17 protein-coding genes are annotated in these 20,417 nt (G+C 65.9%); 10 read left to right on the top strand and 7 right to left on the bottom strand.

Features of this window, described 5'->3' with window-relative positions; translation table 11 throughout:
* The first annotated feature begins 39 nt into the window (after nucleotides 1-39).
* From VMR06_RS07540 to VMR06_RS07520, 5 genes are all read left to right on the top strand, one after another.
* Nucleotides 40-432 carry a DUF4398 domain-containing protein gene (locus VMR06_RS07540; protein ID WP_325374730.1) on the top strand — a complete coding sequence of 131 codons (393 nt, stop codon included), beginning with the start codon at nucleotides 40-42 and terminating at the stop codon, nucleotides 430-432.
* Nucleotides 429-1,421, top strand: a complete 993-nt coding sequence (locus VMR06_RS07535; protein ID WP_325374728.1) for an OmpA family protein — start codon at nucleotides 429-431, stop codon at nucleotides 1,419-1,421. The genes VMR06_RS07540 and VMR06_RS07535 overlap by 4 nt, the downstream gene beginning before the upstream one ends.
* A 474-nt stretch (nucleotides 1,422-1,895) precedes the next feature.
* Nucleotides 1,896-2,126, top strand: a complete 231-nt coding sequence (locus tag VMR06_RS07530; RefSeq protein WP_325374895.1) for a YdcH family protein — start codon at nucleotides 1,896-1,898, stop codon at nucleotides 2,124-2,126.
* 97 nt (nucleotides 2,127-2,223) lie between these two features.
* A complete protein-coding gene (locus tag VMR06_RS07525) occupies nucleotides 2,224-3,594 on the top strand; it encodes a pyridoxal-phosphate dependent enzyme (RefSeq protein ID WP_325374727.1) in 1,371 nt (456 codons plus the stop codon).
* A 183-nt stretch (nucleotides 3,595-3,777) separates the two neighbouring features.
* Nucleotides 3,778-4,794 carry a class I SAM-dependent methyltransferase gene (locus VMR06_RS07520; protein WP_325374726.1) on the top strand — a complete coding sequence of 339 codons (1,017 nt, stop codon included), beginning with the start codon at nucleotides 3,778-3,780 and terminating at the stop codon, nucleotides 4,792-4,794.
* Here the strand turns inward: VMR06_RS07520 and VMR06_RS07515 are convergent.
* Nucleotides 4,791-6,122 carry a glycosyl hydrolase family 28-related protein gene (locus VMR06_RS07515; protein WP_325374725.1) on the bottom strand — a complete coding sequence of 444 codons (1,332 nt, stop codon included), beginning with the start codon at nucleotides 6,120-6,122 and terminating at the stop codon, nucleotides 4,791-4,793. The genes VMR06_RS07520 and VMR06_RS07515 overlap by 4 nt on opposite strands.
* 75 nt (nucleotides 6,123-6,197) lie before the next feature.
* On the opposite strand from VMR06_RS07515, the gene VMR06_RS07510 reads away from it, so the two are divergent.
* Nucleotides 6,198-7,163 carry an FkbM family methyltransferase gene (locus VMR06_RS07510; protein ID WP_325374724.1) on the top strand — a complete coding sequence of 322 codons (966 nt, stop codon included), beginning with the start codon at nucleotides 6,198-6,200 and terminating at the stop codon, nucleotides 7,161-7,163.
* Nucleotides 7,164-7,304: 141 nt separating this feature from the next.
* Here the strand turns inward: VMR06_RS07510 and VMR06_RS07505 are convergent, their stop codons facing one another.
* From VMR06_RS07505 to acs, 3 genes are all read right to left on the bottom strand, one after another.
* Complete coding sequence (locus VMR06_RS07505; protein WP_325374723.1) at nucleotides 7,305-8,639, bottom strand: glycosyl hydrolase family 28-related protein; 1,335 nt, start codon at nucleotides 8,637-8,639, stop codon at nucleotides 7,305-7,307.
* Nucleotides 8,640-8,826: 187 nt separating this feature from the next.
* Complete coding sequence (locus VMR06_RS07500; RefSeq protein WP_325374722.1) at nucleotides 8,827-9,498, bottom strand: response regulator transcription factor; 672 nt, start codon at nucleotides 9,496-9,498, stop codon at nucleotides 8,827-8,829.
* 136 nt (nucleotides 9,499-9,634) lie between these two features.
* Entirely contained in the window at nucleotides 9,635-11,575 is a 1,941-nt protein-coding gene (gene acs / locus VMR06_RS07495; protein WP_325374721.1) for an acetate--CoA ligase, read from the bottom strand.
* Between the two features lie 175 nt (nucleotides 11,576-11,750).
* Here acs and VMR06_RS07490 point away from each other — a divergent pair, with 175 nt between their 5' ends.
* On the top strand, nucleotides 11,751-13,115 hold the full coding sequence (locus VMR06_RS07490) for a DcaP family trimeric outer membrane transporter (RefSeq protein ID WP_325374720.1): 1,365 nt from the start codon (nucleotides 11,751-11,753) through the stop codon (nucleotides 13,113-13,115).
* Between the two features lie 13 nt (nucleotides 13,116-13,128).
* On the top strand, nucleotides 13,129-14,790 hold the full coding sequence (locus VMR06_RS07485) for an MFS transporter (RefSeq protein ID WP_325374719.1): 1,662 nt from the start codon (nucleotides 13,129-13,131) through the stop codon (nucleotides 14,788-14,790).
* A gap of 129 nt (nucleotides 14,791-14,919) precedes the next feature.
* Here VMR06_RS07485 and VMR06_RS07480 read toward each other — a convergent pair whose 3' ends face one another.
* Complete coding sequence (locus tag VMR06_RS07480; RefSeq protein WP_325374717.1) at nucleotides 14,920-15,924, bottom strand: aldo/keto reductase; 1,005 nt, start codon at nucleotides 15,922-15,924, stop codon at nucleotides 14,920-14,922.
* Nucleotides 15,925-15,969: 45 nt separating this feature from the next.
* Nucleotides 15,970-16,308 (bottom strand): P-II family nitrogen regulator, encoded by a 339-nt coding sequence (gene glnK / locus VMR06_RS07475; protein ID WP_325374715.1) that lies wholly within the window; start codon nucleotides 16,306-16,308, stop codon nucleotides 15,970-15,972.
* Between the two features lie 390 nt (nucleotides 16,309-16,698).
* On the opposite strand from glnK, the gene ubiK reads away from it, so the two are divergent.
* Entirely contained in the window at nucleotides 16,699-16,968 is a 270-nt protein-coding gene (gene ubiK / locus VMR06_RS07470; RefSeq protein WP_325374712.1) for a ubiquinone biosynthesis accessory factor UbiK, read from the top strand.
* 185 nt (nucleotides 16,969-17,153) lie between these two features.
* A complete protein-coding gene (locus tag VMR06_RS07465) occupies nucleotides 17,154-18,656 on the top strand; it encodes a YifB family Mg chelatase-like AAA ATPase (RefSeq protein ID WP_325374708.1) in 1,503 nt (500 codons plus the stop codon).
* A gap of 277 nt (nucleotides 18,657-18,933) precedes the next feature.
* On the opposite strand, the gene glnA is transcribed toward VMR06_RS07465, so the two are convergent.
* Nucleotides 18,934-20,343 carry a type I glutamate--ammonia ligase gene (gene glnA, locus VMR06_RS07460; protein WP_325374705.1) on the bottom strand — a complete coding sequence of 470 codons (1,410 nt, stop codon included), beginning with the start codon at nucleotides 20,341-20,343 and terminating at the stop codon, nucleotides 18,934-18,936.
* Nucleotides 20,344-20,417 lie beyond the last annotated feature (74 nt).

Genomic DNA, 20,417 nt, shown 5'->3' with positions numbered 1-20,417 from the left:
CCCACAATAGCGAGCCCAAGCCGATCCGCACCTTAGACGATGTTTATGACATCAGCGCTCAGAAAAATCCATGCGCCGGTCGCCCTTTTGGGCGTCTGCCTGATCGCGGCCTGCAGCCCGACCCGGCCGCCCGGCGACCTGTTCGGCGCCGCCAACCGCCAGCTGGCGACCGCGCGCCAGGCCAGCGCGCAGACCTATGCGCCACTGGAGCTGCGCTTCGCCGAAGAGCGGCTGTCGCAGGCGCAGGCCGCCAATGCCCGCGAGGACTACGCGGCGGCGCTGCGACTCGCGCGCGAGTCCGAGGTCAATGCCGAGCTCGCCACGGTCAAGGCGCGGCTCGGCAAGGCGCGCGAGGCTACCGATGGCCTACGCCAGCAGAACGCCGCGCTCGAGCGCGACCTGCAGACGCACGGCGGGGAGGGTTTCCGATGAACCGATCGCATGCAGGGCTGTGGGCCCTGGCGCTGGCTGCCTGCCTGGTCGGCGGCTGCCAGACCGCCTCGCCGCAGCGCGACCTCGATCTGCAGCGTCTGGAGCGCAGCCTCGACCAGCTGGCCGGCGATGCGCGCCTGGGTGGATACGCGTCGGCCGAGATCGCGCGCACGCGCGCCGCGCTGACGGCGCTGCGCGAATCGCGGCGCGGCGGCGAGGAAGGCGCGCACGAGGTCTACGTGGCCGAGCGTCTGCTCGACATCGCCTGGGCGACGGCCCAGGCGCAGGAACTGGAGAACGAGCGCGAGCGGCTGCAGCGCGAGCATGATCGGCTGCAGCTGCAGGCCGCGCGCCGCGACGCGGCGCTGGCCCGCGCCGAACTCGAGCGACAGCGCCTCGCTGCGCAGATCCAGGCCGAGGAAGCGGCGCGGCTGGCCCAGGCGGCTGAAGCCGCCCGCCTGCAGGGCGACGAAGCGGCGCTGGCGGCCGAGTCGGCGCGTGCCGAGGCGGCTCAGGCGCGCCGGATCGCCGACGCGCAGTCGCAGGCGGCCGCACTGGCCAAGCAGGAGGCGGCACTGGCGGCCTCCGCGGCCGATTCGCTGCGCGCACGCCTCGGCGCGCTGCAGGCCACGCGCGGTGCGCAGGGCATGCAGATGACGCTCGATGACGTCGCGTTCGCGCCGGGCCAAGCCGCGCTCAAGCCGGAAGCACGGGCCGGTCTCGACAGGCTGGTCGAGTTCGTCAACGGCGAACCGGCGCGCCCGATCCGGATCGTCGGCCATACCGACGCCACCGGCGGCGCCAATGCCAACCAGGTGCTGTCGCAGCGTCGCGCCGAAGCGGTCCGCGACGCACTGGTCGCGGCTGGCGTCGATGCCGGCCGGATCACCGCGGTCGGTGCCGGCTCGGCACAGCCGGTCGCCGGCAACGACACGCCGCAGGGGCGCGCCCGCAACCGCCGCGTCGAGGTCATTCTCGAGGAGCGCTGACGCGGCGAAGGCCGCGCCGGCCGGTGCGCGCGAGCCTTCGCGTCGGCGCTATCGTTAAGAAATCGTTGAGAAATCGGCGCCTTTTTCGCGCTGAGGTCCGGTTGCTTCGGCGCCGTCCCGGGAGTAGCTTCGGTGTCCCATGCGGGAGACCTTGTCTCACGCCCCGCATGGGCCCAAGCCCATGCCGATCGACGCCGACACGCCAGCGTTCCGGAATGCCTCGCACCGCGAGGGCCGGGCCGCGCCCGCGATTGTCCCTGGCAGTGACAGTCCCGCTGCGCGATCCGCCGTTCGTTCACGACGCGTCCTGAGCGCTTCGCCGCCCCGGCCCGCCCGGATGGGCTTTCGTTCGTGTCCGCCATTCCGCCGGTCCCGTGACGCGGTGCGTGGGCTCCGCGCCGCGTCACGGTCCTGGCGGTCGGCGTCCGGACCGCCGGGACCGCCGGCATGTCCCCAACGAGGAGGTCGATGCTGATGTTCGAAGAGCACGAGAAAGACGTCGAGTCGCTGATGCAGTCCAACAGCGAGTTCCGCGCGCTGTACTACAAGCACAAGGAACTGGACAGCAAGGTCCACGACGCCGAGATCGGCGTTCTGCCGATCGACGACGTGACCCTGCACAACCTCAAGAAGGAAAAGCTCTGGGCGAAGGAAAAGCTGCTGCAGATGTGGGCCGCCCAGGGGAGTCCGCCGCCCGCCGCCTGAGCCGGCCGCCGCGCGCCGTTCCCGCGCCTTCGGACTGCGCAGCCTCGGGTATGATCCGGGCGCCTCGGCACGCCAGTGTCTCAAGCGGAAGCCCCGAATGACGATTCATACCAGCGTCCTCGAGCTGATCGGCCGCACGCCGATGGTTCAGGCGCAACGCCTCGATGCCGGCCGTTGCGATCTCTTCCTGAAACTGGAAAGCGCCAATCCCGGCGGTTCGATCAAGGACCGCATCGGGCTCAGCATGATCGAGGCCGCCGAGCGCGCCGGACGCATCCGTCCGGGCGACACCCTGGTCGAGGGCACCGCTGGCAACACCGGCATCGGGCTGGCCCTGGTCGCCCAGCAGAAGGGCTACAAGCTGATCCTGGTCGTGCCGGACAAGATGAGCCGGGAGAAGATCTTCAACCTCAAGGCGATGGGCGCCGAGGTGGTGCTGACCCGCTCGGACGTCGCCAAGGGCCATCCGGACTACTACCAGGATCTCGCCGAACGGCTCGCGCGCGAGACGCCGGGCGCGTACTTCATCAACCAGTTCGGCAATCCGGACAATCCGCTTGCGCACGAGCAGACCACCGGGCCGGAAATCCTCGAGCAGATGGACGGCCGCGTCGACGCGATCGTCTTCGGCTGCGGCTCGTCGGGCACGATGACCGGCCTGTCGCGCTACTTCGCGCAGGCCTCGCCCGACACGCAGTTCATCCTGGCCGATCCGGTCGGGTCGATCCTGACCCAGTACATCAACGAGGGCACGCTCTCGACCAAGTCCGCCAGCTGGATGGTCGAAGGCATCGGCGAGGACTTCCTGCCGTCGATCAGCGACTTCAGCCGCGTCCGCAAGGCCTACGCGATCCCCGACAAGGAGAGCTTCCTGACCGCCCGCGAGCTGCTGGCCAAGGAAGGCATCCTCGGCGGCTCGTCGACCGGCACGCTGGTCGCCGCGGCGCTGCGCTACTGCCGCGAGCAGACCGAGCACAAGCGCGTCGTGACCCTGGTCTGCGACACCGGCAACAAGTACCTGTCGAAGATGTACAACGACTACTGGATGCTCGACAACGGCTTCATCGAGCGTCCGCTGCACGGTGACCTGCGCGACCTGATCCTGCGTCCGTACGCGCAGCGCGACACCGTCGTCGTCGCACCCGGCGATCTGCTGATCGTCGCCTACAACCGCATGAAGCTCTACGACGTCTCGCAGCTGCCGGTCATGGACGGCGACCGCATCGTCGGCATCCTCGACGAGTCGGACGTGTTGATGCACGTGCTCGAGGACGAGGGCCGCTTCCGTGATCCGGTGTCGACCGCGATGGTCACCAAGCTGCAGATGCTGGACGTGCGCGAGTCGATCCAGGCGCTGGTGCCGGTGTTCGACGCGGGCCACGTCGCGATCGTCGTCGACGGCGAGCGTTTCCTCGGCCTGATCACGCGCATCGACCTGCTGAACTTCCTGCGGCGGCGCGCGGGTTGACGCGGTGTACTTCGGCACCACAGCACAGCATCGCGTACACAAGATGAGCCCCGTCGACGCGCTGTGCATCAGACCGAACCCGGCGGCTCGAGGACATGATAGGTTTCCGGCCGCTGTCCCGTCCCGGTCATTCGTTCATCGCTCCCCATCGCCGCTCCGGCTTCCCGCTCCAGGAGACACCCTATGAAAAAGCTCGTCGACCGTCTGATGCGCACCGGCAACCGGCAGGACGTCCTCGAATCGGGCGTATCGCGCGAAGCCGTCGAGTGGGCCTATCGGCTGCTGCTGGGGCGGGAACCCGAGACTGAGGCGGTCATTGAATTGCAGATGGAAGGCAATCGGGATCTCGGACAACTCCGCAACAGCTTTCTGGCAAGCCCGGAGTTCAACGATCGCCTGCCTCCGGCTGCGCGGATCCAGCTGCACGGGGGAGAGCCGCCGAACGTCATCGAGAGCGATGGAAGTCCTGAGCTACTCGCGCGTCTGTTCGAACATATACATCGATCATGGCACCAGTTCGGAGAGGAGCAGCCGTTCTGGTCGGTCCTGACGGCGCCCGAGTATCGCGATCAGCCCGAGGAGGTCGCGATTGAACGCTTCTTTGCCAGCGGCAAGGCGGAGATCGAACGCTTTCAGAAGACGCTCAAGCGCATGAATCTAAGTCTGGAAGGGCGGCGAACCTGTCTTGAGTATGGCTGTGGCTTGGGTCGCGTGACGCGCCACCTCGCGCCGCACTTCGAACGTATCACCGGCGTGGACATATCGGCGGCCCATCTGGCCAAGGCACGTGCCCTGGCCGAAGCCAAGGGAATCGAGGGCATCGACTGGCTGCATCTGCGGTCGATCGATCAATTGAACGAGCTACCGCAGGTCGACGTCATCTATTCCCTGATCGTCCTCCAGCACAATCCGCCACCGGTCATCGAACGCATCATCAAGACGTTTGCACGCATTCTGCGGCCCGGCGGGATCGCCTATTTCCAGGTCCCGACCTATCGGGTCGGGTATGAGTTCCGCCTCGCCGACTATCTCAACGGAAAACTCAAGCCGGGCATGGAAATGCATGTCTATCCGCAGAGCCGCATCTTCCGGATCTTCGCGGAAGCCGGCGCCGTGCCGGTGTCAGTCGTCGAGGACGGCTGCACCGGCATTCTTCGTGAAAGATCCAATACCTTCATCTTTCAGAAGGCGCAAGCCTAGGTCAGATTGTTGGCCACCACCTTCGGAGCACTACCGCTGTCGATGATCGAAGCCACCGTGTTCTCCTTCAGAAAATTGTTGGCGATGATGTAATTTGAGCAACCGGACGTCACTTGTACACCGTACAGGTTTGGAGGGAGGTATGCGCCAACGGCATGCGATCCGTGCACGGCAGTCGTGCAGTTGCGTACCGCAAAGTTCGTGGCGTTTCCTACGAACACAAAGCCCGTACCGTTTGAAATACCCGAAGCGGTACACGCATCCACATTGATGTTCTTTGCCGACGGGCCGGTCACCCAGAGTCCATTGCCCTGCGGTGAGTTGAGGAATCGGTGTCCCGTGAACTGCACGCCATTGACCTCACCGCCGATGGCGCAGGTGTCCAGAGTCGAGCTGGCGCTCCAGCAGTTGCTGAAGTGCATGCCGAACACGACCGCACCTGCGCCCGGTTGTATGACCATGCAACGTGATGCCGAAGTATCCCAGGCGCAACCGGAGAAAAAGCCGTGAACAACCGAGTATCCGTTCGGCGGATCAATCATTAGACCCACATTGCAGCGAATGAAGTCGCAATCGGTTACCCAAACGCCTGCGACTGAGCGAAGGCGCAACCCATATGCCGGCTGCGGAAGAACAGCTCCAGGATCTACGACGAGATTGATGATGTGGAGTTCGCCGGCAGGCCCGGCGCTTACATCACCCCCGGCCAAGACCGCGGTCCCATTGGGTGCTGGATTGTAGTAGCCGCCCAGTATGGTAACCCTGCCGCCTTGCCCATTGATTTCCACGGATACGAATTGATTGACGATCCACAGGTTCTCGATCAATACGTCCGAAATATAGCAGTGAATGGCACGGCCGGCACTCGCGGCAGTTCCGTTGGTTTGAATTGTGAGGTTCTTTATGCTGCAGCTCAGGCAGTGCGTATAGCGAATCATGTCTTGGGTGGTGGTAGATGGAACTACCAGAACCGATGTATGACTGCCCATTCCTTGGATTGTTATTCCATGCGAGTTGACGTAGATCGTTCCGCTGATCAGGTAATTCCCGGCAGGGACGAGAATGACTCCGCCACCTGCCGCAGCTGCCGCATCGACAGCGCACTGGAAAGCCGCCGTGTCATTAGTAGTGCCGTTGCCAACTGCGCCGTAGGATTTCACGTTGAGGAACGGCAGGGGCGTAAGCGTCACGCTGCAAGCCGCCTCAGCTGAATTCGATTGGCCAACGGCCAGTCCGCCTATGCCGGCCGCTACGAGACTCTGCATGAATCCACGACGTTTCCTGCGCTCAGCCAGCTGCGGCTCTTGAGATGCTAGACTCGTTTCCATGACTGCCCTTTCGATAGACGTAAGTTTTTGCTCCACGGAGCACAAGAACTGTATGAGTAGAAGGAGTCGATGTCCGTGACGAAACTATCTGCAAATGCCGAGGATATCCGCTATGCTTATCGGCTCATTCTAGGAAGAGAGCCTGATCAGAGCGGGTTCGAGCACTACAAGAACAATGTTCTAACCGCGGGTGTCGATCCGCCCAAGCTCGCCAGATATCTTCTGGAATCGGAAGAATATAAGAATAAAAATCGAGAAGTCAGCGAGCTCAAGGAGATTGATTTCAATGGCATCAAGCTTTTTCCATGGATCGGCGATGATTTGATCGGTGGGAATATCATTAACAGCGGCTCCTACGAGCCTCATGTACTGCCGCGCTTCTTGGAGTGTCTGAAGCCAGGATTCGTCGTCCTGGATGTCGGCGCCAATATCGGAACGTTCTCGTTGACGGCTGCCAAAGCGGTCGGAACTGCGGGACGTGTGGTGTCGGTCGAACCCGTCGCCAAGAACGTTCGTTCGATCTGCGCAGGCGTCGTCGGCAACGGCTTCGAGAATGTCACGATTCTTCCCGTCGCCGCCTCGGATCGCTCGCGGGTGGTACCGATCTTGCGCCATGCCGACTCGTCCAACGGTATTGTCGACGTCCACGCCCCGGCATCAGTGGCAGATGCCTACGTACCCGCGTTGCGCCTCGACGAGACACTCGCGTATCTCGACCGCCTAGACGTGCTCAAGATCGATATCGAAGGTCACGAGCCGATGGCATGGCCCGGAATTGCCGGGCTGGTCAGCCGGCATCGGCCGATGGTCTTCAGCGAGCTCAATCCGGTGGCGATTCGCAATCACTCGCATGTAGAGGCCGATCGCTATCTCGAGTTGTTGTTTGCGCATACGGACGTCATCACCGTTCTGCACTTGGACGGCCGAGTGGCGCGATGCAAGTCGATGCAGGAGGTCATGCGCGAATGGCGTGAAGTCAATCGTCAGAAGGGTCTCAACGGCGAGTATCTGGTCGATCTTATGTTCAAAGCGGAGCGCTGATCGTTCAATTTGAGCACGAGTATGCCGACCTCGCTTATTGCAGCCCCTTCGATCTCGATGAGTGATAGGTCCGAGAGGTGCAGTCCGGCACAGCCCATTGCTGTGCCGGAGCAAACGCCAGAGATCTTCGCTTCGCTGAACTCAGGTCAGGTTGTTAGCCACCACCTTTGGCGCACTTCCAGCATCAATTAGAGAGGCATATAAGTTTTCTTTGAGATAGTTGTTTGCAACGATGTAGTTTGTGCAGCCAGCCGTAACCTGGACACCATATGCGTTAGGAGGGAGATAGGCTCCCACCGCATGTGATCCGTGCACGGCAGTCGTACAGTTGCGAACCGCAAAATTCGTTGCATTTCCCACAAAAACAAAACCTGTCCCCGACGCGATCCCGGAAGCGACGCATGCATCTGCGTTGATATTCTTCGCTAAGGGTCCCGTCACCCATAGGCCATTCCCCTGAGGCGAATTGAGGAAGCGATGTCCGGTGAACTGAACGCCGTTGACTTCACCTCCTATCGCGCAGTTGTCCAGCGTCGATGTGGCACTCCAGCAGTTGGTGAAGTGCATTCCGAAGACCACTGCGCCGGAGTTGGGCAGTATCACGATGCAGCGCGACGCAGCGGTATCCCAGGCCGTGCCAGCGAAAAAGCCGTGGACGACCGAACGCCCCGTCGGCGGATCAATCATCAGACCGACGTTGCAGCGGATGAAGTCGCAGTCGGTTACCCAAACGCCAGCTACGGAGCGCAGCCGGAGACCGTAGGCTGGCTGGGGAAGCGTGTCTCCCGGGTCCACTACCAGATTGATGATGTGAAGCTCGCTGACCGCCTCTTCTACTGACAGATCGTTTCCGGCCAGAACCGCAGTACCGTTGGGCGCGGGATTGAAGTAGCCGCCGAGAATCGTGACTCGTCCGTACTTCCCGTTAATTTCGACGGACGTGAACATATTCTGGATCCAGAGGTTCTCGATGAGGAGATCCGATCTGTAGCTGTGAATAGCTCTTCCGGCCGTTGCGGCTGCGCCTGAGGTCTTGATCAGGAGATTTCGGATAACTCCACTCAAACAGTTTGCGACGCGAAACATGTCGTGCGTCATGCGCGCGGGGGCGAGCAGGGTAGTCGTGTGGCTTCCCATGCCCTGAATGGTGATGCCATTGGTTGTGATGTTGACGGTGCCAGCCAGATAGTAGTTGCCCGCCGGCACGAGAATGGTGCCGCCGCCGGCTGCTGCTGCCGCATCGACCGCGCACTGGAAAGCCGCCGTGTCGTCGGTGACACCATTCCCGACGGCGCCGTAAGATTTGACGTTGAGAAAGGGCACTGGCGCCGTCGTCACGGTACACGCAGCGTTCACGGCTTCGGACTGACCTGCGATCATGCCACCGATGCCGGCCGCGACAAGCCCCTGCATGAAGCCACGACGTTTCCTGCGTTCTGCCAGTTGCGGTTCTTGAGAAGCGAGACTCGTGTCCATAATATCCCCTTCGTTTTTGAGTGTGTAAGTCGCTCAGTCAAGCCGTCCAATTCTATGCACTACACATGTGCGATGTTTGTGATGAAGTGGACGCCACTGACGGACGTCGCGCCGAAATGCGGTCGGTCCTCCTGCACTCGGCCTATGCTCGAATCGGAGCGGCATGCGCCCTCGCGACCCATTCCCGTTAGGAAGCGTATGTGTCGTGCCCCGGCATCACGTCCCGCTCCAGCGCCAGATGATTGGCCAGCAGCGCGACCTGGGTGCGGTTGGACACGCCGAGCTTGCGCATGATCGCGGTCATGTGCGCCTTCACGGTGGCTTCCGAGACGCCGAGGTCGTAGGCGATCTGCTTGTTGAGCAGGCCCTCGGCGATCATCGTCAGCACGCGGAACTGCTGCGGCGTCAGGTCGGCGACGCGGGCCGCGGCGTCGGCTTCGCCGGGCGGCAGCGATTTCTCCGGGCCGACGCTGCCGGGCGGCAGCCAGACGTCGCCGTCGAGCACCGCCTGTACGGCGCCGACGATCGTCTCGACCGGCACCGACTTGGGGATGTAGCCCGACGCGCCGTGCGCGATCGCGCGCGCCATGACCTGGCTTTCCTCGTGCGCCGACACGACGATGATCGGCAGGCCCGGATACTGGCCGCGCACGTGCGCCAGCGTCGAGAAGCCGCTGGCGCCGGGCATGTGCAGATCGAGCAGCAGCAGATCGGCGTCCGGATACTGGTCGATCAGCGTCTGCAGCGCCGGCACGCTGTCGGCCTCGCGCAGCAGCGCGTCGGGCAGCGCCTTGAGCACCGCGCGCTTGAGCGCATCGCGGAACAGCGGATGATCGTCGGCGATCAGGACTTCGCGCATGGTCGGGCCGTGGCCGGAAGGACGAGCGCCCGTGCGGAGGGCACGAGCGCGTCGACGGTAGCGCGCATCATGGGCCGATACCGAGGCCTGCGCATGGAAATCGCGTACCGCGCGGCATCCGCGGGCGAGCGATCGTTCAGCGGAACAGCCGCTCGTTGACCAGATTCGACACGACCGACGGATCGGCCAGCGTCGAGGTATCGCCCAGGGCCTCTGGCTGGTTCTCGGCGATCTTGCGCAGGATGCGCCGCATGATCTTGCCCGAGCGCGTCTTCGGCAGTCCCGGCGCCCATTGCAGATGGTCCGGCGTCGCGATCGGACCGATCTCCTTGCGTACCCAGGCCACCAGGTCCTTGCGCAGCGCCTCGGTCGGCTCGACGCCGGTCTTGAGCGTCACGTAGGCGTAGATGCCCTGCCCCTTGATGTCGTGCGGGCAGCCGACGACCGCCGCCTCGGCGACGTCCGGATGCGCGACCAGCGCGCTCTCGACCTCGGCCGTGCCGAGGCGATGGCCCGACACGTTGATGACATCGTCGACGCGGCCGGTGATCCAGTAGTAGCCGTCCTCGTCGCGGCGTGCGCCGTCGCCGGTGAAATAGGTGCCCGGATAGGCGCGGAAATAGGTGTCGATGAAGCGCTGGTGATCGCCGTAGACGGTGCGCATCTGGCCCGGCCACGAATCGGTCAGCACCAGATTGCCTTCGGCCGCGCCCTCCAGCACGGTGCCGTTGGCATCGACGATCTGCGGCTTGACGCCGAAGAACGGCAGCGTCGCCGAGCCGGGTTTCAGATCGGTCGCGCCGGGCAGCGGCGTGATCAGGATGCCGCCGGTCTCGGTCTGCCACCAGGTGTCGACGATCGGGCAGCGGCCTTCGCCGACGACGCGGTAGTACCACTCCCAGGCCTCGGGATTGATCGGCTCGCCGACCGAGCCGAGCAGGCGCAGCGAGGCGCGCGAGGTCTTGCGGACCAGATCCTCGCCTTCGCGCATCAGCGCGCGGATCGCCGTCGGCGCCGTGTAGAACAGCGTGACCTTGTGCTTGTCGACGACCTGCCAGAAGCGCGAGGAATCCGGGAAGTTCGGCACGCCTTCGAACATGACCGTGGTCGCGCCGTTGGCGAGCGGACCGTAGACGAGGTAGCTGTGGCCGGTCACCCAGCCGATGTCGGCGGTGCACCAGTAGACGTCGTCCTCGCGCAGGTCGAACACCGTCTCGTGCGTGAAGCTCGCGTAGACCAGATAGCCGCCGGTCGTGTGCAGCACGCCCTTGGGCGTGCCGGTGGACCCGGACGTGTAGAGGATGAACAGCGGATGCTCGGCCTCGCAGGCGACCGGCTCGTGCGCCGACGGTTGATCGGCGATCAGCGCATGCCACCAGCGGTCGCGCGGCACCTGCATGTCGACCGCGCCGCCGGTGCGGCGCACCACCAGCACGGTCTCCACGCTGTTGGTATTGGGGCGCTTGAGCGCCTCGTCGACATTGGCCTTCAGCGGCACCTTCTTCTTGCCGCGCAGGCCTTCGTCGGCGGTGATGACCAGCTTGCAGCGGCTGTCGGCGATGCGGCTGGCCAGCGAATCGGGCGAGAAGCCGGCGAAGACGATCGTGTGGATCGCGCCGATGCGCGTACAGGCCAGCATCGCGACGGCCGCCTCGGGAATCATCGGCAGATAGATCGCGACGCGATCGCCCTTCTTGACGCCGAGCTGGGTCAGCAGGTTGGCGGCCTTGCAGACCTCGGCATGCAGCTCGCGGTAGCTGACGCGGCGCGATTCGGCCGGGTCGTCGCCCTCCCAGATGATCGCGGTCTTGTCGCCGCGCGTGGCCAGGTGGCGGTCCAGGCAGTTGGCCGAGACGTTGAGCTCGCCGTCCTCGTACCAGCGGATGTGCAGGTCGCTGGCGTCGTAGGACACGTTCTTGATCTTCGTGTACGGCTTGATCCAGTCAAGGCGACGTCCGATCCGGTCCCAGTAGCGTTCCGGATCGGCGATCGACTCGGCGTAGTCGCGCTGATACCGGGCCTTGTCGATGCGCGCATGCGCGGCAAAGGCCTCGGGAACGGGATGGAGCTTGGTCATGACGGCCTCCCTGGTGGTCCGGTGTGGCGAAGAAGAGCGCCAGATGGTGCCACGCCGCACGGCGGCGCGGCCTCGCCCTACGACTTTGGTCGCAGATTCGACCATCGGCGAATAGGCCGGCCCGACCGGACCTGCGCATGCTGGCCGGACAACCACACATCGGGGAGGGGATGTCATGCACGCACGCAGCGGAATCTCGTTGCGCAAAACCGCGCTGGCGCTGGCCTGCGTACTGGGCCTGCCGGGGCTGGCCGTGGCCGACGAAGCGCGCGAGGCGGCGCTCGAGGCACGCGTCAGCCAGCTCGAGCAGCAGCTCGCCGAAGTCCTCTCCGCGCTCAAGGCCCAGCGTGCCGCCCCGGCGGCCGCCCCGGCTCAGGCCGCCGCTCCGGCACTGCCGGCCGGCAAGCTGCCGATCCAGGCCGTGTCGATCACGCCGGGATCGCCGGCCGGTACCACGTTCCGCTACGGGGGCTTCATCAAGGCCGATTTCCTGGCCACCAAGGCACACGACGGCCAGCTTGCCGACGCCGCGGTGGGCCGCGCGCTGTACGTGCCGAGCCAGACGCCGGTCGGCGGATCGGCCTCGGACATCGACTACGACGCCCATGCCAAGTTCTCGCGCTTCGGCCTCGGCGTCGACACCGTGACCGAGAACGGCGACAAGGGCGGCGCCTTCGTCGAGATGGACTTCTTCGGCAACTCGCTCGGCAACCAGAACGCGACCAATACCTACGGCGTCACGCTGCGTCACGCCTATGCGTACTGGAACAAATGGCTGGCCGGCCAGACCTGGTCGAACTTCATGGACGTGGGCGCGCTGCCCGAAGCGGTCGACTTCATCGGTCCGACCGACGGCGTGATCTTCGTGCGTCAGGCGCAGGTCCGCTACACGACCGGCGGCTTCTCGGTCGCGCTGGAGAATCCCGAGACGCTGATCATTCCCAACGGCGGCGGCGCGACGGTCGCCTCCGATCGCGGCGCGTTCCCGGACCTCACGCTGCGCTACGGCTGGAAGGGCGACTGGGGCACGTTCGGCATCGGCGGCCTGATCCGCGACCTGGCGGTGGATCGCCCGGCCTCCGGCTCGACCGCGGCCGCGGACGACCGCACCTTCGCCGGCGCGGTCACCGTCGGCGGCAAGTGGGTGCTCGGCAAGCACGACGACCTGCGCTACCAGCTGACCGCCGGCAACGGCTTCAGCCGCTACATCGGCCTGGGCATCACCGGCGACACCGCGATCGACGGCGCCGGCAATCTCGACTCGATCGGCGGTCTGGCCGGTTTCGTCGCCTGGCGCCACGCGTTCACGCCGCAGACCCGCTTCAACCTGATCTATGCGCGCAGCCAGTACGACAACCCGGTGGGGCTGACCGGCGGCGCTGCGACCGAGATGGTGCAGAGCATCCGCGCCAACGTGTTCTATTCGCCGATGCCGAAGGTCGACGTCGGTGCGGAACTGATGGTCGGCGAGCGCGAGCTCGAAAACGGAACGGACGGCCGGCTGACCCGCCTTCAGTTCACCACGAAGTACTCATTCTGAGGGGGCACACGCGATGGCATCCGTTCCGCACACCGGCAATCTCACCCAAGGCCACAAGCGCGTCATCATCGCTTCGAGCCTCGGCACGATCTTCGAGTGGTACGACTTCTACCTCTACGGTTCGCTGGCGGCGATCATCGCCGTCCACTTCTTCTCGTCCCTGCCGTCCGGCAGCGCGTTCATCATGGCGCTGCTGACGTTCGCCGCCGGCTTCGCGGTGCGTCCGTTCGGCGCGATCGTGTTCGGCCGGCTCGGCGACATGATCGGCCGCAAGTACACGTTCCTCGTCACGATCGTGATCATGGGCATCTCGACCTTCCTGGTCGGCGTGCTGCCCACCTACGCATCGATCGGCATCGCCGCGCCGATCCTGCTGGTCGTGCTGCGCTGTCTGCAGGGCCTGGCGCTCGGCGGCGAGTACGGCGGCGCGGCCACCTACGTGGCCGAGCATGCGCCGAACGGCAAGCGCGGTCTGTACACCAGCTTCATCCAGACCACCGCGACGGTCGGCCTGTTCCTGTCGCTGCTGGTGATCCTCGGCTGCCGCACGCTGCTCGGTGAAGAGGCGTTCAAGGAGTGGGGCTGGCGCGTACCGTTCCTGATCTCGTTCCTGCTGCTGCTGGTCTCGGTCTGGATCCGAATGAAGCTCAACGAATCGCCGGTGTTCCAGCAGATGAAGGCCGAGGGCAAGCACTCCAAGGCGCCGCTGACGGAGAGCTTCGGCAACTGGAGCAACGGCAAGATCGTGCTGCTCGCCCTGCTCGGCGCCACCGCCGGCCAGGCCGTGGTCTGGTACGCCGGTCAGTTCTATGCGCTGTTCTTCCTGACCCAGACGCTGAAGGTCGATGCGATCACCGCCAACCTCTTCATCGCCGCCGCACTGGCGATCGCGACCGGCGGCTTCATCTTCTTCGGCTGGCTGTCGGACAAGATCGGTCGCAAGCCGATCATCATGGCGGGCTGTCTGCTCGCGGCGATCACCTACTTCCCGATCTTCAAGGGCCTGACGCACTACGCCAATCCGGCGCTGGAAGCGGCCGCGAAGAACTCGCCGGCGGTGGTCGTGGCCGATCCGAAGGACTGCTCGTTCCAGTTCGTGCCGGGTGAGCTCAAGAGCCACGTCAAGTTCACGAGCTCCTGCGACATCGTCAAGAACCTGCTCAACGGCCGCAGCGTGAACTACACCAACGAGACCGCGGCGGCCGGTTCGGTCGCGAGCGTTCGGATCGGCAATACGGTGATCCAGGGCGTCGACGTACGTCAGCTCTCACCGGAAGAGGCCAAGGCCGCGCAGGCCAAGCTGGCCAGCGACGTCACCGCGGCGATCGACGCCGCCGGCTACCCGGCCAAGGCCGACAACAGCCAGATGAACAAGCCGATGGTGCTGTTGCTGCTGGTGATCCTGGTGCTGTACGTGACGATGGTCTACGGACCGATCGCGGCCTGGCTGGTCGAGCTGTTCCCGACGCGCATCCGCTACACCTCGATGTCGCTGCCTTACCACATCGGCAACGGCTGGTTCGGCGGCTTCCTGCCGACGACCGCGTTCGCCCTGGTGCTGCTGACCGGCAACATCTACTCGGGCCTGTGGTACCCGATCGTGATCGCCGTGTTCACGTTCATCGTCGGCACGCTGTTCCTGCGCGAAACCAAGGACGTCGACATCAACAACTAGAAGACGACGTTCGCCCTGCACCCGGTCCGCCCGGCCGGGTTGGAAGCGGCCCCTCCTTCGGGAGGGGCCGTTTTCATTTGGGGCGATCGATTCCGCGCGCGGACGATCGGCGTCCGGCCGGCGATACGGTCAGCGCGCCAGGCGCTTGCGCAGACGCGTCAGCAGCGGCACGTGGACCGCACGGCGGATCCGGCCGAGCAGGTTGCGGTCGAGCCGCGGCAGCAAGGCGAGCGCGCCCAGGTTCTGTTCGAGCTGCTCGCGCCGACGCGCGCCGAGGATCACCGTCGAGACCGCCGGGTGGCTCAGGCACCAGGCGATCGCGAGCTGCGCGAGGCTGGCGCCGAGCTCGTCGGCGATCGCGGTCAGCGCGGCGATCTGCGCGCGGCGCTGTGGATCGGCCGCGCGCTCGGCCAGCCAGGCATTGGCCGGCTCGCCGGCCCTCGAATCGGCCGGTATCGCGCCGGCTGCGTACTTGCCGGTCAGCAGACCCGAGGCCAGCGGCGACCAGACCGTGGTGCCGAGACCGAGCTCGCGGCGCAGCGGCGCGTATTCGGTCTCGAAACGCTTGCGGTTCAGCAGGTTGTACTGCGGCTGCTCGGCACGCGGCGGCTGCAGATGATGCAGGCGCGCGATCCGGTGCGCCTCGCGGGTCGCCCCGGCCGGCCATTCGCTGGTGCCCCAGTACAGCACCTTGCCCTGGCGGATCAGCGTGTCCATCGCCGCCACCGTCTCCTCGAGCGGCGTGGCCGGATCCGGGCGGTGACAGAAGAACAGGTCGAGATAGTCCACACGCAGCCGGCGCAGGGCCTGATCGCAAGCCTCGGTCAGATGCTTGCGCGACAGGCCCTGCTGGGTCGGCAACGGATCGGGCACGGCGCCGAAGCGCGCCTTGCTCGACACACACCAGGCATCGCGCGGCGGCCGCAGATCGGCCAGCACGTCGCCGAGCAGCCGCTCGGCCTCGCCGTACGCGTAGTTCTCGGCGCCGTCGAAGAAGTTGATGCCGTGATCGAGCGCGGTCGCGACCAGCTCACGCGCGGCGCGCCGGTCGACCTGCGCGCCGAACGTCAGCCAGGTTCCCAGCGACAGCGCCGACAGCGGCAGGCCCGAATCGCCGAGGCGGCGGTAGATCATTGCAGCGTTCCCGAGCGCCGGATGCTCAGCGCAATCCGGCCCGCGTCACAGCGCATCGGCGTCCAGATCGCCGGTGCGGATCCGCACGATGCGCTCGAGCGGATAGACGAAGATCTTGCCGTCGCCGATCTTGCCGGTATGCGCGGCCTGGATGATCGTCTCGACGACACGGTCGACGGCGTCGTCCGCGACCGCGATCTCGATCTTGACCTTCGGCAGGAAATCGACGACGTACTCGGCGCCGCGGTAGAGCTCGGTATGGCCTTTCTGGCGGCCGAAACCCTTGACCTCGGTCACCGTGATGCCCTGGATGCCGACCTCGGCCAGCGCCTCGCGCACGTCGTCGAGCTTGAACGGCTTCACGACCGCCATGACCATCTTCATCGGACATTCTCCGGACCGGTTCGGGGGCGGCGCGGACCCTGGCCGCCGCTGCCGCAGACCGCCGCGATAATATCCGGAAGCCCCCTTGCGCGCCGCATAGCGGCCCCACCCGGTCAGCGCCGTGTAAGAAATTTCTTACACGATCTTCCGAATTCTGCCGATGGCAGGATCGAGTCGGATCCTTAGACTGTTCATCAACACGGAGCGCCGCGCTAGCCACAGGGAGTCGGGAGCGCGGGGAGCAGGGAGGCATTGCAGGATGCACGCAGGGAGGCTGCGCCTGCCGGTTCAGGGAATGAGCCGGCAGGCGCATACTTGTGTCACCGTCACGAAGACCGGCGGCCTGAGCGCCCTCCAAGCCGGCAGACGACTCTAGTACGGGGTGTATCCATGACTGTCATCCGTTCCATCGACGAGCTCGCCTCGCGCCTGGCCGATCTGGTTCCGCCCGGCCTGCGCGAAGCCCGCGAAGATCTCACGTCCAACTTCCGCAGCGTGCTGGCCGGCGGCCTGCGCCAGCTCGATCTGGTCACGCGTGAGGAGTTCGACGTCCAGCGCTGCGTGCTGCTGCGCACGCGCGAGAAGCTCGAGGCGCTCGAGCGCCAGGTCGCGGCGCTCGAAGCGGCGCTGCTGGCGCCCGGACAGACCGCCCGGCACTGACCGCGGCCTCCGCGCCGCTCGAAACGACTTGAATCGACCCGCCTCGGCGCGTACGCCGCAGGCCGGTCGAGCGCCCGGCTCACCGGCATGGCCGGTCCGCAGGCGGGCACGATTTCCGGGAAGCCCGTCGTCCCGCAACGCTCACCCCAGTCGGGATGGCGGGCTTTTTTTGCAGGATGCAGCCGATGAGTCTCGCCCGTGTCTACAGCCGTGCCCAGGATGGCGTCGCCGCGCCGCTGGTCACCTGCGAAGTGCATCTGTCCGGCGGCCTGCCGGGCACTTCGATCGTCGGCCTGCCCGAAACGGCCGTGAAGGAAGCGCGCGACCGCGTCCGCGCAGCGATCCTGACCGCGCGGTTCGACTACCCGGCACGGCGCATCACGGTCAATCTGGCGCCGGCCGATCTGCCCAAGGACGGCGGGCGCTTCGACCTGCCGATCGCGCTCGGCATCCTCGCCGCCAACGGCAGCCTGCCGGCGGCCGCGCTGGCCGACCACGAGTTCATCGGCGAGCTCGCGCTGTCCGGCGAGCTGCGGCCGGTGCGCGGCGCCCTGCCGGCGATCGTGCGCGCCACGCGCAGCGGTCGCCGTGTCGTCGTGCCGAGCGGCAATGCCGCCGAAGCCGCCCTGGTCCGCGACGCCGACGTGCGCATCGCCGACAGCCTGCTCGCGGTCTGCGCGCATCTGGCCGGCCAGGCCGAACTGCCGAAGGTCCGGGCACTCGATGAGACGGCCGATGCCGAACCGGGTGGCCACGACCTGGCCGACGTGTGCGGCCAGCCGCAGGCACGGCGCGCACTCGAGCTGGCCGCCGCCGGCATGCACAACCTGCTGCTGATCGGCCCGCCGGGGACCGGCAAGACGCTGCTGGCGAGCCGCCTGCCCGGCATCCTGCCGCCGCTCGAGGAGGACGAGGCGCTGGAGCTGGCCGCCGTGCGCTCGGTCGCCGGCATCGGATCGGACGCCGGCCAGTGGAAGCGGCGCGGCTTTCGCAGCCCGCACCACACCGCCTCGGCCGTGGCCCTGGTCGGCGGCGGCTCGATCCCGCGTCCGGGCGAGGTCTCGCTGGCGCATCACGGCGTCCTGTTCCTCGATGAACTGCCGGAGTTCGATCGTCACGTACTGGAAGTGCTGCGCGAGCCGATCGAATCGGGCCGCGTGGTCATCTCGCGCGCCGCGCGCCAAGCCGAATTCCCGGCCCGTTTCCAGTTCGTCGCGGCGATGAATCCGTGCCCGTGCGGCTATGCCGGCGATCCGTCCGGCCGCTGCCGCTGCACGCCCGAGCAGATCGCACGCTACCGCGCGAAGATCTCCGGTCCGCTGCTCGATCGCATCGACCTCAAGCTCGAGATGCCGCGCGTGCCGTTGGCCGAGCTGCACGCCGCGCAGGCCGGCGAATCCAGCGCGACGGTCCGCGCACGCGTCTGCCTCGCGCGGCAGCGCCAGATCGATCGTGCCGGCAAGCCGAACGCCTGGCTCGACAACCGCGAGGCCGAGCGCGACTGCGCACTGGGCGCCTCCGAGCGCGCTTTGTTCGATCGCGCGGTCGAACGCCTGGGCCTGTCGGCGCGTGCGTACCACCGCGTGCTGCGCCTGGCGCGCACGATCGCCGATCTGGCCGGTCAGCCGACCATCGAAGCGGCGCATCTGTCCGAGGCGATCCAGTACCGGCGGCTCGATACCCATTGAGGTCGCGGCGCTCGCCGGGCGAAGAGGCCGACGCCCTGAGCTGCAGGTGGCCAGCGCGCCAGGATCGCGGCCGGAGTGTTCGCGTCGCCGTATACGCGTGAACGCAGCGTCCGAACGGTCGTCGGCGGGCTCGCCGCCGAGTGTTGCCTGGACGTGCCTCTCCCGGTAGTGACGGCGTCTGCGCGCGCATCGTGCCGATGCGCGCCGGCTTACGCACCATCAAACGAAAACGGCCGCCCGAAGGCGGCCGTTTCGATCTCGCGCTGTCGACCCGCGATCAGATCGCGTAGTACAGCTGGTACTCCAGCGGATGCGTGGAGGCGCGGAACTTGGTGACCTCCTGCATCTTGAGCTCGATGTAGCCGTCGATGAAGTCGTCGGAGAACACGCCGCCGGCCTTCAGGAACGCGCGGTCCTTGTCGAGCGCCTCGAGCGCCTGGTCGAGGCTCGAGCAGACCTGCGGGATGTTCTTCTCCTCCTCCGGCGGCAGGTCGTAGAGATCCTTGTCGGACGGCGCGCCCGGATCGATCTTGTTGAGGATGCCGTCGAGGCCGGCCATCAGCAGCGCGGTAAACGTCAGGTAGCCGGTGTTGACCGGATCGGGGAAGCGCACCTCGATGCGGCGCCCCTTCGGGCTGTGCACGAACGGAATGCGGCAGCTCGCCGAACGGTTGCGCGCCGAGTAGGCCAGCATGACCGGCGCCTCGAAGCCCGGCACCAGGCGCTTGTAGCTGTTGGTCGAGCTGTTGGCGAACGCGTTGATCGCGCGCGCGTGCTTGAAGATGCCGCCGATGTACCACAGCGCCAGCTGCGACAGGCCGCCGTAGCCGTCGCCGGCGAACAGGTTGGTGCCGCCCTTGGCCAGCGACTGGTGCACGTGCATGCCCGAGCCGTTGTCGCCGACGATCGGCTTGGGCATGAAGGTCGCGGTCTTGCCGTTGCGATGGGCGACGTTCTTGACGACGTACTTGAGCTTGAGCAGTTCGTCGGCCTTGGCGACCAGCGTGTTGAACTTGGTGCCGATCTCGCACTGGCCGGCGGTCGCGACCTCGTGATGATGCACCTCGACGGTCAGGCCGACCTGTTCGAGCACCTTGCACATCTCGCTGCGCAGGTCGTGCAGCGAGTCGACCGGCGGCACCGGGAAGTAGCCGCCCTTGACGCCCGGACGATAGCCGGAATTGGCGCCGTCGAACTTGTCCTTGGACGACCAGGCCGCCTCTTCGGAGTTGACCTCGAAGAAGGTCTTGCCCATGTCGTTCTGCCAGCGCACCGAGTCGAAGATGAAGAACTCCGGCTCCGGACCGAAGAACGCGGTGTCGGCGATGCCGGTCGACTTGAGGTACGCCTCGGCGCGCTTGGCCAGCGAGCGCGGATCGCGCGAGTAGGCCTGCATCGTGCTCGGCTCGAGGATGTCGCAGGTCAGGATCAGGGTCGGGTCGCCGGCGAACGGGTCGAGCACGGCGGTCGACGCGTCGGGCATCAGCACCATGTCCGACTCGTTGATGCCCTTCCAGCCGGCGATCGAGGAACCGTCGAACATGCGGCCTTCCTCGAACAGCGACTCGTCGATCGAGTGGGCGGGGAAGGTCACGTGGTGCTGCTTGCCGAGCATGTCGGCGAAGCGCAGGTCGACGAACTCGACGTCGTGGTCCTTGATCAGCTTGAGCACGTTCTGGGCGGACATGTAAAACCTCGGTGGGTAATCGGTTGCTGCCCCGCAGCAGGATGCATGCCAATGGGGCAGGAGGTCGCTCGATC

The sequence above is a fragment of the Dokdonella sp. genome, assembly GCF_035511235.1.
Taxonomy (GTDB): Bacteria; Pseudomonadota; Gammaproteobacteria; order Xanthomonadales; family Rhodanobacteraceae; genus Dokdonella.
The sequence above is the reverse complement of the archived record's forward strand: the minus strand, read 5'-3'. Positions and strand labels throughout refer to the sequence as shown.